The organism is Stakelama marina (assembly GCF_018122655.1).
Classification (GTDB): Bacteria; Pseudomonadota; Alphaproteobacteria; order Sphingomonadales; family Sphingomonadaceae; genus Sphingomonas; species Sphingomonas marina.
Window position 1 is genome coordinate 118,829 of the sequence record NZ_JAGRQC010000003.1, and the last position, 13,859, is coordinate 132,687.

Genomic DNA, 13,859 nt, shown 5'->3' on the forward strand with positions numbered 1-13,859 from the left:
GAAAGGTCCGCCATCGATGATCCGCCGACTTGCGCTTGCCGCCCTGCTACTGTCGTCCACCGCAGCCAGCGCTCAGCAGATCTCCAAACCCGATCCCGTTCCGTTCGAGAACACGATCCCCGAGGCGCGCGACATCGCCTATCCGGGCACGATCGAGATCAATGTCGATGCGACCAACACTCAGCAGCGCATCTTCACCGTCGAGGAGACGATCCCCGTCGCCAAGGCCGGGCCGATGACGCTGCTCTATCCGAAATGGATACCGGGCCATCATTCGCCGACCGGACCGATCGACAAGCTTGCCGGGCTGCACATCACGGCGAACGGCAAGGACGTCGCCTGGACGCGCGATCCGGTCGATGTCGCGGCCTATCATATCGACGTGCCCGAGGGTGCGAAGGAACTGAAGCTCAGTTTTCAGTTCCTGTCGCCGACGCGGACCAATCAGGGCCGCGTGATGATGACCGACGAGATGCTGAGCCTGCAGTTCGACAAGATGACGCTGTATCCGGCCGGCTATTATGTCCGCGACATTCCCGTCGTCGCGACGGTCAAATATCCCGAGGGATGGACGGCCGCGTCTGCGCTGCGCGCCAACACGCGCGGATCGACCTATGCCTATGAAAAGACCAATTATCAGGTGCTGGTCGATTCGCCGATCATCGCTGGTGCGCATTACAAGAAATGGGCGCTGTCGCCGAAGGTGACGCTGAACGCCGTTGCCGATACCGCCAAGGAACTGGACGCGACGCCAGAGCAGATCGCCGCGCACAAACGGCTCGTCGAACAGGCGGTCAAGCTCTACGGCGCCGAGCATTACGACCATTATGATTTCCTGCTGACGATTTCCGACACGCTGGGCGGAATCGGCCTCGAACATCATCGCAGTTCCGAAGACGGCGTCAAAACGGGATATTTCACCAAATGGGACGACAATCCCTATTCGCGCAATCTGCTGCCGCACGAATACAACCATAGCTGGGATGGCAAATATCGCCGCCCGGCCGATCTCTGGACGCCAGATTACCGGATGCCGATGCGCGACAGCGGGCTGTGGGTGTATGAGGGGCAGGACCAGTTTTGGGGCTATGTCCTCCAGACGCGATCGGGCCTTGTGTCCAAACAGACCACGCTCGACGAATATGCGCTGATCGCCTCGAACCTCGACACGGCGCCCGCCCGCCAGTGGCGTCCGCTGATCGACACGACGAACGACCCGATCATCTCGCAGCGCCGCCCCCGCGGCTGGTACAGCTGGCAGCGCTCGGAAGATTATTACAACGAAGGGCTGCTCGTCTGGATGGAAGTCGATTCGATCCTGCGCGAGCAATCGGGCGGCAAGAAGTCGCTCGACGATTTCGCGAGAGCGTTCTTCGGTATGAACGACGGCGACTGGGGGGAGCTCACTTATAATTTCGACGATGTCGTCGCGACGCTGAACAGCATCGTGCCCTATGACTGGGCATCGCTCCTCAAGAAGCGGCTGACCGCCGTCGGCGCGCCGGCGCCGCTCAAGGGCTTCGAACGCAACGGGTACAAGCTCGTCTATAACAGCACGCCGAACGGTTTCCTCGAGAAGCTGGACAAGAACCGCAAGCGCGTCGACGTCAGCCGCTCGGTCGGCATCGTCGCCGATACCGATGGCGACATCTCCAGCGTGATCTGGGACAGCCCAGCATTCAAGCAGGGCCTGGATACCGGCAGCAAGATCGTCGCGGTCAACGGAATGGAGTTCAGCGGCGACCGGATGAAGGACGCCATCACCGCGGCGAAGGGCACGCAGACGCCGGTCAGGCTGTTGGTGAAGGAGGGCGAACGCTACCGTGATATCGCCATCGACTATCACGATGGGCTGCGCTATCCGCACCTCGAAAAAATCGGGAAGGGCGAAACCGGGCTCGACCGGCTGCTCGCTCCCAAATAAGCCAAGGAGCGAAAATGCGTATCGATATGGTGCCGGTGGGCGACAACCCGCCGCACAGCCTTAACGTCATCATCGAAGTGCCCATCGGCGGCGAACCCGTAAAGTACGAGTTCGACAAGGAATCGGGCGCGCTGTTCGTCGACCGCATCCTGCACACGCCGATGCGCTATCCGGCGAATTACGGGTTCGTGCCGCACACGTTGTCGCCCGATGGCGACCCGCTCGACGCGCTGGTCGTGGCGCGTTCGCCCTTCATCGCCGGATCGGTGGTGCGGGCGCGGCCGATCGCGGTGCTGAATCTCGAAGACGAACATGGCGGCGACGAAAAGCTCGTCTGCGTGCCGGTCGATTCGACCTTCCCCTATTACACCAAGGTGGAAGAAATGGAGGACCTGCCCGACATCGTGTTCAAGCAGATCGAGCATTTCTTCACCCACTATAAGGACCTCGAGACCGAGAAGTGGGTGCGTATCGGCACCTGGGGCGGCGCCGACGAAGCGCGCCGGATCGTCGTCGAGGCGATCGAGCGGGCGAAGGATGCCGAAAAGGCCGCCTAGGCAGCCCTGGCAGTCACCAGATAATCGAGCTTCGTGTCGGCCGAGAGGGTAAAACCCCGGCCCGGCGCGAAGCTCAGGCCGCGTACATCGGTCACCTCCAGCCCGGCCTCCTTGAGGAGCGCCGTCAGCTCCTCCGGCGTCAGGAAACGGCTCCAGTCGTGCGTTCCCTTCGGAATCGCGCCCGTCCCTTCGCCCAGCGTAATCATCGCGATACGCGACAATGCGGTGCGGTTGGGCGTCGAAAGCACCATCAGCCCGCCATCGGCAAGCGCACCCGCAAGGCCGGCGACGAATGCCGCAGGGTCGGCGACATGTTCAATCACCTCCATCGAGGTGACGAGGTCGAAGCGGCGTCCGGCGACATTCTCGATGCCGCCCGCGATATAGTCGATGTCGAGGCCGACCGCCTGCGCATGCGCCTGCGCGGCGCCGATATTTTCGGGCGCGGCGTCGATGCCTGTCACCGATGCGCCCAGCCGCGCGAGCGGTTCGGCGAGCAGCCCCGCCCCGCACCCGACGTCGAGCGCGGTCTTGCCGCCAAGCGGCGCGAAGCCGTGTTCGTCGCTGTCCCAGTGATGGTCGATCGCCTCGCGAAGATATTGCAACCGTACCGGATTGAGCCGGTGGAGCATCGCCGAAGAGCCCTTCGGATTCCACCAGTCGGCGGCGAGCCGCCCGAAATGTTCGGCCTCGGCCGGATCGATCGTCGAAGCGCGTGCATGGTCGGTCATGGCGATCGCTGTATCAGCAGCCGCGCCGCGCCCCAAGCGCTTGTTCGGGGCGGCGAAGCACGGCTGTGCTTGCCTTCGGCGCACGTGCTTTCTATCAGGCGCGCTTCCGCACCCTGACACCGGGAACCCTTTCGCATGGCGCGTATCGTGATGAAGTTCGGCGGCACATCGATGGCCGGGATCGAACGCATCCGAATCGTCGCCGAGCGCGTGAAGCGCGAATGGGACGCGGGCAACGAGGTCGCGGTCGTCGTATCGGCGATGGCGGGCGAGACCGACCGGCTGGTCAATTTCTGTCGCGAGGCGTCGTCGCTCTATGACGCGCGCGAATATGACGTGGTGGTGTCGTCGGGCGAGCAGGTGACGAGCGGGCTGCTTGCCATCGCGCTGCAGGCGATCGGCGTGCCCGCGCGGTCGTGGCTCGGCTGGCAATTGCCGATCCGCACCTCGGACGGCCATGCCTCGGCGCGGATCGCCGATATCGACACCAAGGCGCTGAACGCCAGCCTGGCCGAACGCGAGGTCGCCGTCATCCCGGGATTTCAGGGGCTTGCCGCGGGCGAACGCGTCGCGACGCTGGGACGCGGCGGATCGGACACCAGCGCGGTGGCGATGGCGGCGGCGATGAAGGCCGACCGCTGCGACATCTATACCGATGTCGACGGCGTCTATACGACCGACCCGCGCATCGTGCCGCGCGCGCGCAAGCTCAACCGCGTCACCTATGAAGAAATGCTCGAACTGGCGAGCGTGGGTGCGAAGGTGTTGCAGACCCGTTCGGTAGGACTGGCGATGAAGGAAGGCGTGCGCGTTCAGGTGCTGTCCTCGTTCGTCGAGGCCACCGACAATCCCGAACCCGGCACGCTGATCGTGGGCGAAGAGGAGATCGACGACATGGAACGCCAGCTCATCACCGGCATCGCGCACGACAAGGGCGAGGCCAAGATCACGCTTGCCGAGGTGCCCGACAAGCCCGGTGCGGTCGCGTCGATCTTCACCCCGCTGGCCGACGCCAACATCAATGTCGACATGATCGTGCAGAACATCGCGCATTCGGCCGGATCGACCGACGTCACCTTCACCGTGCCGCAGGCGGACATGCCGCGCGCGCTGGAAACGCTGGAGAGCAATCGCGAGGCGATCGGTTATGCCAAGCTGGTCCACGACACGCGCGTCGCCAAGATTTCGGTCGTCGGCGTCGGCATGCGCAGCCATGCTGGTGTCGCGGCGCAGATGTTCCAGACGCTGGGCGAGCGCGGCATCAACATTCAGGCGATCACGACCTCCGAAATCAAGGTCAGCGTCCTGATCGAGGAAGACTATACCGAGCTTGCGGTGCGCGTGCTGCACACCGCCTATGGCCTCGACGCCGACGACGCCGCCTGATTCGCCGCGACCGCGCGTCACGCCCGGCGCCGGAAGTTAGCGAAGTTTGCGACACGTCCCCCCTGCTTCGCCCTCCCGCCAGATTTGGAGCGCAAAAGGGACTGGCAGGGGCGCGACAACAGCATCGGCCAGCTTGGAGCAGCCGAAACCCTACATTGCCAGCGCTTTTGCGATTAGCCGCGGCGGGGCGTGAAGAGGTTGACGAACAGCCAGCCGAAGATCGACAGATAGGCGATCGCGACGATCAGCGCGACGAGCACCAGCCCGCCCGCGCGCAGTAGCGCGACGCGTGGTCCCGAAGGCGCGGGGGCGGTCTGTTCCATGCTCAATCCTTACGCGCGACCTGGAAGCCGGCAAAGGACTGGCTGACCGGCATCAGTTCGAGCGTGTTGATATTGAGATGCGGCGGCAGTTCGGCAACCCACAGGATGGTGTCGGCGATATCCTCGCCGGTCATCGGATCGGCACCGCCGTAAAGCTTGTCCGACGCCTGTTTGTCGCCGCCGGTGCGCACGATGGTGAATTCGGTTTCGACCATGCCCGGTTCGATCGAGGTCACGCGGACGCCGGTCCCGTGAAGGTCCGAACGCAGCCCGAGCGAGAACTGGCGGACGAACGCCTTGGTCCCGCCATAGACGTTGCCGCCGGTATAGGGATAGGTCGCGGCGACCGACGACAGGTTGATGATCGCACCCTTTCGCTCGATCAGGCCGGGAAGCAGCTTGCGCGTCAGCGAAATCAGCGCGGTGATGTTGGTGTCGACCATCACCTTCCAGTCGTCGATATCGCTGTCCTGCGCGGGGTTGGTGCCGAGCGCGAGCCCGGCATTGTTGACCAGCAGGTCGATGTCGCGAAAGCCCTCGGGCAGCGCATCCAGCGCGGCGTCGCGCGCCGCCGCGTCGCGAACGTCGAACGCGCACGGATGAACCTTGTCGGCGCCAAGCTCGCCCACCAGCGCGTCGAGCCGCTCCTGACGCCTGCCGGTCGCAACGACACGCCAGCCCGCCTTCACGAAGGCGCGGACGGCGGCTTCGCCGATACCAGCGGTACCACCGGTGATGAGGGCTGTTCGCATGTTGGTTTCTCCCGTTTCCTGTTCGTCAATGGTGCGCAGTTTCCGCGCCCTTCGTCATCCCGCACTTGATCCGGGATCCAGAGCCGCAAGCGCTTCGGGCTCTGGATCCTGACGTTCGTCAGGATGACGGTCGAGGCGGGGGTGCCGTCACCCCGTCAGCGTTACCCCCTGAGCACCGCGCCCTGCTGCTCCGCCGCCTTCACGACCTTGTCGGCGACCGCCTTGATTTCCTCGTCGGTGAAGCTCTTGCCTCCGGGCTGGAGCGTGACTTCGACCGCCATGCTCTTCTTGCCCTCCTCGATACCTTCGCCGGTGAAGAGGTCGAACAGACGCGCGTCGACGATCGCCTTCTTGTCGGCGCCGCGCACTGCACGGATCAGCTGGTCGGCGCCAAGGTCGGCCGGGGCAAGGAACGCGAAATCGCGGCGAACCGCCTGCAGCGCGGGCGGCGTATAGGCCGGGCGCATGAAGCCGGTGCTGCGCTTTTCTGGGATCGCGTCGAGGAAAATCTCGACCGCCGCGACCGGCCCGTCGAGATCGAAGGCCTTGATGAGCCCCGGATGGACGATGCCGAAGCTCGCCAGGACATTTTTCGGCCCCAGCCGCAGCGTGCCCGACCGGCCGGGATGCCAGCTCTCGCCAGCCTCTCCCATCACCATCAGCTTGTCGGCGGGCGCCCCTGCCGCAGCGAGCAGCGCCAGCGCCTCGGTCTTGGCATCGAACGCGTCGAAGGGCAACGCCTTGCCGCTGTTCCACGCACGCGGCGACTTTTCGCCCGCCATGACCAGCGTCAGCGTCGGGCGTTCTCCATCCGCCAGATAGCGCCGGCCGATCTCGAACAGGCGAACACCGTCCGCCCCGCGATCGATGTTGCGCCGCGCCGCCGACAACAGCCCCGGCAGCAGCGAGGGGCGCATGACCTTGAGGTCCTCGCTGATCGGATTGGCGAGCGTCCATGCACCGCCGCCGAACGGCTCTGCCTCGGCCTCCGACACGAAGCTCCACGTCACCGCCTCGTGGAAACCGCGCGCCGCAGCCGAGCGGCGCACGCGGCGTTCGAGCTTCTGTTCGGCGGTCGCAGTGGGTGCGGCGACGCCGGGTGCGCGCGCGATCGGTGTCGAGGGCACCTTGTCGATGCCTTCGATGCGGATCACTTCTTCGACCAGATCGGCGGTGCCGTCGATGTCGCGCCGCCAGGTCGGGACGGTCACCTGCCAGTCGTCGGAGACGGTGAAACCCAGGCCTTCGAGAATCGACTTCTGCCGCTCGGCATCGATGGCAAGGCCACCCAGCGTTTCGGCGCGTTTCGGGTCATAGCCGATCGTGAGCGGCGTCGCGGGCGGTTCGCCGGACCGCGTGACGCCGCTCGGCGTGCCGCCGCAATGTTCGGTGACGAGCCATGTTGCGATTGCGAGGCCTTCGTCGAGGAACGCCGGATCGACGCCGCGTTCGAAGCGTTGGCGCGCATCGCTGGTCAGCACGAGCTTCTGGCCGGTGCGCGCGATATGATCGGGATCGAAATAGGCGCATTCGATCAGCACGTCGGTCGTGTCGTCGGCAACGCCCGAATCCTCGCCGCCCATGATCCCGCCGATATCGTGCACCTGGGCTTCGTCGGCGATGACGGTCATCGTATCGCCCAGCGTATAGGTCTTGCCGTTGAGCGCGGTGACCGTCTCGCCATCCTTCGCCTTGCGTGCGACCAAAGCGCCCTTGAGCTTCGCACGGTCATAGACGTGAAGCGGGCGGCCGAGATCGATCATCACGAAATTGGTGATATCGACGAGCGTGGAAATCGGTTTCTGCCCGATCGCGGTCAGATAGCGCCGCATCCAGGCTGGCGCCTCACCATTGCTGACACCGGAAACCGACTGTGCGTAAAAGGCCGGACAGCCCTCGGCATCGTCGGTGCGGACATCGGGGCCGGGACCTTCGCCGACAACGGGCTTCACCTCGCCCATGCGATAGACGTCGCCGAGCGGCTTGAGCGTGCCCAGCCCTGCGGCGGCAAGATCGCGGGCGATACCGCGCACGCCCATGCAATCCTGCCGGTTCGGCGTGATCGCGACGTCGATCACCGGATCGGTCAGGCCGGCATAATCGGGATAGGGAAGGCCGACCGCGGCCTGCGCATCATCCCCCAGTTCGATGATACCGTCATGCGCATCGCCCAGTTCGAGTTCGCGCACCGAACACATCATGCCATGCGAGGTGACGCCGCGAATCGCCGCGACCTTCAGTTCGAAACCCGAACCGGGGACATAGGCGCCGGGAGGGCCGAACACGCCGATCATGCCGGCGCGGGCATTGGGCGCGCCACACACGACCTGAAGCGGATCGCCACCGGCATCGACGGTGAGCACCTGCAGCTTGTCGGCATCGGGGTGCGAATCGGCGGTCAGCACCTTCGCGACCTTGAAGTGGCTGAGCTTTTCGCCCGGATTCTCGACACCTTCGACCTCCAGGCCGATTCGCGTCAGCGTGTCGGTGACGGTGTCGATATCGGCATCGGTGTCGAGATGCTCGCGGAGCCAGTTGAGGGTGAACTTCATGCGCCCACTCCTCCGCTCAGCGTAGGCACGTCGAGCGCGGAGAAGCCGTAGTGGCGCAGCCAGCGAAGATCGCCGTCGAAAAAGGCGCGCAAATCGTCCATCCCGTATTTGAGCATCGCCAGCCGGTCGATGCCGCAGCCGAACGCGAAGCCCTGCCACTCCTTGGGGTCGAGCCCGCAGGCCTCGATCACCTTGGGGTGCACCATTCCGGAGCCGAGCACTTCCATCCAGCCTTCGGAGCCGCCGATGACGCGCTTGCCCTTCTCGATCGAGAAACCGACATCGACCTCGGCCGAGGGCTCGGTGAACGGGAAGTAGCTAGGGCGCAGGCGCAGCACGATGTCGTCGCGCTCGAAAAATGCCTTGAGGAACGTCTCGAGCGTCCATTTCAGGTGGCCGAGCGTGATCCCCTTGTCGATCACGAGCCCTTCGACCTGATGGAACATCGGCGTGTGCGTCGCGTCCGAATCCGAGCGATAGGTGCGGCCCGGCGCGATGATGCGGATCGGCGGCTTCTGATCGACCATCGTGCGGATCTGCACCGGCGACGTATGCGTGCGCAGCAGCATCTTCTGCTCACCCGAGTCGTCGGGCGGGAAGTAGAAGGTGTCATGCATCGCGCGCGCCGGGTGCGTGTCGGGAATGTTGAGCGCGGTGAAATTGTGCCAGTCGTCCTCGATCTCCGGCCCCGTCGCCACTGCGAAGCCCAGGTCAGCGAAGATTTCGGCGAGCTCGTCCATGACCTGGCTGACCGGATGTACGGTCCCCGATGTGGGGACATCGACGGGCAGCGTCATGTCGAGCGTCTCGCTCGCCAGCTTGTCGGCAAGGATTGCGGCTTCAAGCTTTTCACGGCGTGCGCCGATCGCCGCATTCACCGCCTCGCGCAGGCCGTGGATGCGCGGACCCTGAACCTGGCGTTCCTCGGGCGTCATCTTGCCAAGCGATTTGAGGAGCGCGGTCACCGTGCCCTGCTTGCCGAGCGCATGGACGCGCACCGCCTCCAGCGCATCGGGGCCGGCGGCCACGTCGATCGCGGCGAGCACATCCTCGCGAAGCTGGTCGATTTCGTCTGTGGTCACGCTGATCCTTCGGTTGGAACGGGTGGAAGTCGCAAGCGGCGTTAGCGACTGGCGCGCGGTGCGATCAAGTGCTTAGCGGCAAGCATCGTTCCGTGCATGCCGCAGCCGAAACGAAAAAGGGCGCCGACATTGCTGCCGGCGCCCTTCGAACTCGTTGCCCTGGCGGGTGTCAGGCGGCGGGCAAAGCTGCCTTGGCCTGCTCGACGATCGCCTTGAACGCGTCGCCTTCGTGCATCGCGATGTCGGCGAGAACCTTGCGGTCCAGTTCGATGCCGGCGAGCTTCAGCCCGTGCATGAACTGGCTGTAGGTCAGGCCTTCGGCGCGAACGCCGGCGTTAATGCGCTGAATCCACAGGGCGCGGAAGCTGCGCTTCTTAACCTTGCGGTCGCGATAAGCGTACTGGCCGGCCTTTTCGACGGCCTGACGCGCGATCCGGATCGTATTCTTGCGACGGCCATAATAGCCCTTCGCCTGATCCAGAATGCGCTTGTGCTTGGTGCGGGTGGTCGTACCGCGCTTTACTCGTGCCATGGTCCGTGCTCCTTACTTCAGGCCGTAGGGCGCCCACTGGCGCACATGGGCAGTATCGGCATCGGACAGCACCGAGGTGCCGCGGTTCTGGCGGATATATTTGGCGTTGTGGCTGATGAGCCGGTGGCGCTTGCCCGCCACACCGTGCTTCACCTTGCCGGAAGCGGTGAACTTGAAGCGCTTCTTGACGCCGCTCTTGGTCTTGAGCTTGGGCATTTTCGTCTCCTTATGCTTCGACGATCGCGAACGGCCGCGGCAGCCCTGTTGGCCGGACAGTTCCTCACAAATCGCGGAAAGGCGGTGCGCTTAACCGAGCTTTGCGCTAAAAGCAAGGCCATGCGGCGCGCGCCTGGTGAATGCGTGCGCCTATCGCCGAAAAGCCCTTCGGGTTATCGGCACGCTAGCGTACACAGTCCGCTTGTTCGAGTTCAGACAGGGAGGAGCGTGTGGCAGACGAGGCGCAGGGGCCGGCATCCGGTGTAACGCCACATCTGACGATTCGCGACGGCCGCGGCGCGGAGGCGGTCGAATTCTACAAACATGCCTTTGGCGCCGAGGAAGTGGCGCGCAACCTTGCCGAAGATGGCACGCGCCTGATGCATTCGCACCTGCGCATCAATGGATCGTCGGTGATGCTCAACGACGATTTCCCCGAATATAGCGGAAAGCCCGCCGGCGAACCCGCGGCGATGACGCTGCACCTGCAGGTCGACGATGCCGATCGCTGGTTCGATCGCGCAGTCGGCGCGGGCGCCACCGTGGGCATGGAGTTGGCCGACCAGTTCTGGGGCGACCGCTACGGCCAGATCCGCGATCCGTTCGGCTTTTGCTGGTCGATCGGCGGGCCGATCCGAAAAGGCTGACCGAATACCGGCCGCCGCCCCGGGCAGGTGTCGGGGCGGCGGCCGGTCCGTATCACGCCATCAGCGATTCGGCCTGATCGAGCGTTTCCTTGAAGGTCTGGATAATCGCGCGGTACGGCGCGGGCGACGCCATATCGAGTCCGGCCCGCTTAAGGATTTCGGTCGGATAGTCCGATCCGCCCGCCTTCAACACGCTCAGATAATTGTCGCGCTCCTTCGCGCCGCCTTTCAGGATAGCGCGCGCGAAATAGGACGCTGCCGCGATCGAGGTCGCGTACTGATAGACGTAGAAGCTGTTGTAGAAGTGCGGGATATAGGCCCATTCGACCGTATAGGTCGGGTCGATCGCCACCTTCGGACCGTGATAGCGGTGGACGAGGTCGCCGTAGATGCGCGTGAACGACTGGCCCGACGTACCCTCGCCCGCCTCCGCCATGTCGTGCGCCTTCAATTCGAACTCGGCGAACATCGCCTGGCGGAAATAGGTGCCACGGATATTTTCCATCTGCTGCCCGAGATAGAAGATTTTCTCTTCCTTGGTCTCGGCACGCTCGAGCATGTACGCGACGAGCAGTTGCTCGTTGAGCGTCGAGGCGATCTCGGCAAGGAAGATCGGATAGTCGGCGGTGTCGTAGGGCTGTGCAGCATTGGCGAGGAGCGTGTGCATCGCGTGCCCCCATTCGTGCGCGAATGTGCTCATCCCTTCGTAATTCTCACCCAGGTTGAGCAGCAGATAGGGATGGACGTCATAGGCGGCGGCGGGGTTCATATAGGCACCCGACCGCTTGCCCGGCCGCGGCAGCGGGTCCATCCACTTCTGCGCGGTCGCGTTCGCCAGTTCCTTCACATAATCGGGGCCGAGCGGCGCAACCGCCTTCAACACCGTCTCACGCATCTGCGGCACGGTGATCTTGCGGTCGAGCTTCACCAGCGGCGGATAGATGTCGTAATAATGCATGTCGGGCAGGCCGAGCAGCTTCTGCCGCAGCGCGAAATAGCGATGGAGTTGCGGCAGGCCTTCATTCGTCTCGGTGACGAGCGTGCGATAAACGGCCTCGGGCACGTTGGCCCCCGACAGCGCCGCCGCGACACAGGTTGGATATTTGCGCGCCTTCATCTGGAAGACATCGGCCTTCAGCTGACCGTCATAGGTCGAACCGAAAGCGCTTTCGAACTGTTTATATTCGCCCCAAAAGGCGTCGAACACCTTTTTGCGGTCGGTGCGGTCGGGCGCGTCGCGGTTGAGCGAATAGCCCTGATCGTCGAGCCGCACCTGCTTGCCCGTCGAAAGCGTGATCGTCGGCCACGGAATGCTTGCCGCGCGAAGCTGGCCGGCGGTCGTCTGCGACGCGCCAAGCGGCGAATTGGCGCTTGCGAGCAAGGCCTCCTCGTCGCTCGACAGTGTGTGCGGGGCCTGACGCAGCGTGTTGTCGAGATAAAAGGCGAAGCGCTTTTTCAGGACCGGGTTCCGGGCGACGAAACCATCGACCTTGTCCTTGCCGACCGACAGTATTTCGGGCGCCATCCATGCCGTCGCCTCGCCATAGGCGGTATAGAGGTCGATCGCCTGGCTGCGCTTTTCCTGATTGGCGGCGACGCGAACATCGGCATCGGCGTTGAGGCTGGCATAGGTATAGATGCGCGCGATCTTGCGACCGATATCGGACTGCGCGGTCAGCGCCCTGGCGAGAGCGGAAGCGCTGTCGCCGAGCGTACCCTTATAGGATTTGAGCGACGGCAATTCGGCGAGCGCCGCCTTGCGCGCGGCATCCCAGGCAGCGTCGCCGGGATAGAGGTCGGACAGGTCCCAGGCGGCGGTATCGGTGGGCGTCGCCTTGTCCTGCGCCCAGGCGGGCATGGCGATCGCCATGCTGGCGAGCGCGGTCGTTGCGATGGCTTCGCGGCGGTTGAGGTCGGTCATGATGCTCCCCGGCAAGTTGAATTGAGGGGACCATGCCGCGATTCGCTGCCTCGGGAAAGGGTGTATCGCCTGATTATAACACCGGTCAGACCGCAAGCGCGATGACGAGGAGCGACACCACCGCGATCGAGAATTGCGGCGGACGAAGCTTTGCGAAATGCGCCGGCGCGTTGCCACGCCGCGCCGCGTGCGTGTCGAGCGCCGCGGCGATCACGAAACCGGCTGCCAGGACGAGCAGCGCAAGGCGCGGCCAGGGCAGGAACAGCGCAAAGCCGGCGAGGCAGAAATAGACGAGCATTGTCGCGATCTCGGCCGGGGTCGATGCGCGGTCGTTGCCGAAGCCGTAACCGCGTCGCACCCCGCCGACAAAGCACAGGATCAGCCCGCCCCATATCACCACCAGCCAGACCGCGATCGCGGGCCAGGGTGCGGGCAGCAGCCACACGCCGAGCGCCGCCGCGACAAATGGCAGCATGGGGACATAGCCGAAGACGAGACTGTCGATCGGGATTCGGGACCGGTGCGGATGCTCCATACCGGTAGGAAAGCGACGAACCCGTAAAGGGTTGCGGCCGCGGGCAAAAAGGGGGGGCGTTTACAGGTGATTCGCTCGCTTCAAATTGCGGTCGGCGTTTCTGATCCGCCATCACGCCAAAAAGAAAGAGGGGCCCGATTGCGCGGGCCCCTCTCCTATACCTGTATGTCGGTCAGACCGGCTTAGCCCGGGCTGTCGACACCCGGGGTGGTCGCCTTGTTGTCGGTTGCCGCCGCAACGATCGGGATCGCAACGATGCCGGCACCGATGAGGACTGCCGGGATAAGCGCGCCGCTCGACAGGTTCGACGACTTCTTGACCTTCTTCGACGTGCGAACGTTCTTCACTACCGTCAGGGCCGTCGCCGTCGGAAGCGCGGCGCTCGCACGGGTCGGGGCCGAATTGGCCGGCGCGGCCATGGCCGGCGCGGCAATCAACGATGTGGCAGCAACCGCTGCAAAAAACTTACCGGTCATCAAGATACTCCCTTCGCGTATTTCCGCTTCTGATACCGACAGATGGTCGATAAAACAACAGCCGTTCTTCTGAACGGCCAAATGTAAATAACTTACCAAGCCCTATCGTTGTTTCTTACAGCGAGGTACCGCACGAATAAAACGCCCGGTCGCATAGTCGGCCATATATCGAAATGAGGCTTCGGCGGAATCCAAAAGAAAAGGGCCGGCGATCGCGATCGCCGG

At 64.1% G+C, this 13,859-nt stretch carries 14 protein-coding genes; 4 read left to right on the plus strand and 10 right to left on the minus strand.

Annotated elements, in window-relative coordinates; genetic code table 11:
• Nucleotides 1-16: 16 nt before the first annotated feature.
• Nucleotides 17-1,924, plus strand: coding sequence for a M61 family metallopeptidase (locus J7S20_RS10315; protein ID WP_284054152.1), 1,908 nt, complete (start codon nt 17-19; stop codon nt 1,922-1,924).
• A 14-nt stretch (nt 1,925-1,938) separates the two neighbouring features.
• The gene (gene ppa / locus J7S20_RS10320; protein WP_284054153.1) at nt 1,939-2,481 is read left to right on the plus strand and encodes an inorganic diphosphatase; all 543 of its coding nucleotides are present in this window, start codon (nt 1,939-1,941) and stop codon (nt 2,479-2,481) included.
• Here ppa and ubiG read toward each other — a convergent pair.
• Nucleotides 2,478-3,212, minus strand: coding sequence for a bifunctional 2-polyprenyl-6-hydroxyphenol methylase/3-demethylubiquinol 3-O-methyltransferase UbiG (ubiG, locus tag J7S20_RS10325; RefSeq protein ID WP_284054154.1), 735 nt, complete (start codon nt 3,210-3,212; stop codon nt 2,478-2,480). The genes ppa and ubiG overlap by 4 nt on opposite strands.
• 135 nt (nt 3,213-3,347) lie before the next feature.
• Here ubiG and J7S20_RS10330 point away from each other — a divergent pair, with 135 nt between their 5' ends.
• Nucleotides 3,348-4,598 carry an aspartate kinase gene (locus J7S20_RS10330; protein WP_284054155.1) on the plus strand — a complete coding sequence of 417 codons (1,251 nt, stop codon included), beginning with the start codon at nt 3,348-3,350 and terminating at the stop codon, nt 4,596-4,598.
• 173 nt (nt 4,599-4,771) lie between these two features.
• On the opposite strand, the gene J7S20_RS10335 is transcribed toward J7S20_RS10330, so the two are convergent.
• The 6 genes from J7S20_RS10335 to rpmI all read right to left on the minus strand — a co-directional run bounded on the left by J7S20_RS10335 (nt 4,772) and on the right by rpmI (nt 10,055).
• The gene (locus tag J7S20_RS10335) at nt 4,772-4,921 is read right to left on the minus strand and encodes a hypothetical protein (protein ID WP_284054156.1); all 150 of its coding nucleotides are present in this window, start codon (nt 4,919-4,921) and stop codon (nt 4,772-4,774) included.
• A gap of 2 nt (nt 4,922-4,923) precedes the next feature.
• Nucleotides 4,924-5,673: an SDR family NAD(P)-dependent oxidoreductase gene (locus J7S20_RS10340; protein WP_284054157.1), complete on the minus strand. Its 750-nt coding sequence runs from the start codon at nt 5,671-5,673 to the stop codon at nt 4,924-4,926.
• A 161-nt stretch (nt 5,674-5,834) separates the two neighbouring features.
• Nucleotides 5,835-8,225: a phenylalanine--tRNA ligase subunit beta gene (pheT, locus tag J7S20_RS10345; protein WP_284054158.1), complete on the minus strand. Its 2,391-nt coding sequence runs from the start codon at nt 8,223-8,225 to the stop codon at nt 5,835-5,837.
• On the minus strand, nt 8,222-9,292 hold the full coding sequence (gene pheS / locus J7S20_RS10350; RefSeq protein WP_284054575.1) for a phenylalanine--tRNA ligase subunit alpha: 1,071 nt from the start codon (nt 9,290-9,292) through the stop codon (nt 8,222-8,224). Before pheS ends, pheT begins: the two co-directional genes overlap by 4 nt.
• Before the next feature lie 184 nt (nt 9,293-9,476).
• Complete coding sequence (gene rplT, locus J7S20_RS10355) at nt 9,477-9,839, minus strand: 50S ribosomal protein L20 (RefSeq protein WP_284054159.1); 363 nt, start codon at nt 9,837-9,839, stop codon at nt 9,477-9,479.
• Between the two features lie 12 nt (nt 9,840-9,851).
• Complete coding sequence (rpmI, locus tag J7S20_RS10360) at nt 9,852-10,055, minus strand: 50S ribosomal protein L35 (protein ID WP_284054160.1); 204 nt, start codon at nt 10,053-10,055, stop codon at nt 9,852-9,854.
• A 230-nt stretch (nt 10,056-10,285) separates the two neighbouring features.
• Here rpmI and J7S20_RS10365 point away from each other — a divergent pair, with 230 nt between their 5' ends.
• The gene (locus J7S20_RS10365) at nt 10,286-10,702 is read left to right on the plus strand and encodes a VOC family protein (RefSeq protein WP_284054161.1); all 417 of its coding nucleotides are present in this window, start codon (nt 10,286-10,288) and stop codon (nt 10,700-10,702) included.
• A 52-nt stretch (nt 10,703-10,754) separates the two neighbouring features.
• On the opposite strand, the gene pepF is transcribed toward J7S20_RS10365, so the two are convergent.
• The 3 genes from pepF to J7S20_RS10380 all read right to left on the minus strand — a co-directional run bounded on the left by pepF (nt 10,755) and on the right by J7S20_RS10380 (nt 13,634).
• Nucleotides 10,755-12,623 carry an oligoendopeptidase F gene (gene pepF / locus J7S20_RS10370; protein WP_284054162.1) on the minus strand — a complete coding sequence of 623 codons (1,869 nt, stop codon included), beginning with the start codon at nt 12,621-12,623 and terminating at the stop codon, nt 10,755-10,757.
• An 85-nt stretch (nt 12,624-12,708) separates the two neighbouring features.
• Nucleotides 12,709-13,158, minus strand: coding sequence for a DUF3429 domain-containing protein (locus tag J7S20_RS10375; RefSeq protein WP_284054163.1), 450 nt, complete (start codon nt 13,156-13,158; stop codon nt 12,709-12,711).
• Nucleotides 13,159-13,340: 182 nt separating this feature from the next.
• Nucleotides 13,341-13,634 (minus strand): hypothetical protein, encoded by a 294-nt coding sequence (locus tag J7S20_RS10380; protein WP_284054164.1) that lies wholly within the window; start codon nt 13,632-13,634, stop codon nt 13,341-13,343.
• Nucleotides 13,635-13,859: the final 225 nt, after the last annotated feature.

Coding starts and splice junctions, on each gene's coding strand:
- J7S20_RS10315 (WP_284054152.1), top strand. CDS start 17: ATGATCCGCCGACTTGCGCTTGCCGCCCTGCTACTGTCGTCCACCGCA.
- ppa (WP_284054153.1), top strand. CDS start 1,939: ATGCGTATCGATATGGTGCCGGTGGGCGACAACCCGCCGCACAGCCTT.
- ubiG (WP_284054154.1), bottom strand. CDS start 3,212: ATGACCGACCATGCACGCGCTTCGACGATCGATCCGGCCGAGGCCGAA.
- J7S20_RS10330 (WP_284054155.1), top strand. CDS start 3,348: ATGGCGCGTATCGTGATGAAGTTCGGCGGCACATCGATGGCCGGGATC.
- J7S20_RS10335 (WP_284054156.1), bottom strand. CDS start 4,921: ATGGAACAGACCGCCCCCGCGCCTTCGGGACCACGCGTCGCGCTACTG.
- J7S20_RS10340 (WP_284054157.1), bottom strand. CDS start 5,673: ATGCGAACAGCCCTCATCACCGGTGGTACCGCTGGTATCGGCGAAGCC.
- pheT (WP_284054158.1), bottom strand. CDS start 8,225: ATGAAGTTCACCCTCAACTGGCTCCGCGAGCATCTCGACACCGATGCC.
- rplT (WP_284054159.1), bottom strand. CDS start 9,839: ATGGCACGAGTAAAGCGCGGTACGACCACCCGCACCAAGCACAAGCGC.
- rpmI (WP_284054160.1), bottom strand. CDS start 10,055: ATGCCCAAGCTCAAGACCAAGAGCGGCGTCAAGAAGCGCTTCAAGTTC.
- pepF (WP_284054162.1), bottom strand. CDS start 12,623: ATGACCGACCTCAACCGCCGCGAAGCCATCGCAACGACCGCGCTCGCC.
- J7S20_RS10375 (WP_284054163.1), bottom strand. CDS start 13,158: ATGGAGCATCCGCACCGGTCCCGAATCCCGATCGACAGTCTCGTCTTC.
- J7S20_RS10380 (WP_284054164.1), bottom strand. CDS start 13,634: ATGACCGGTAAGTTTTTTGCAGCGGTTGCTGCCACATCGTTGATTGCC.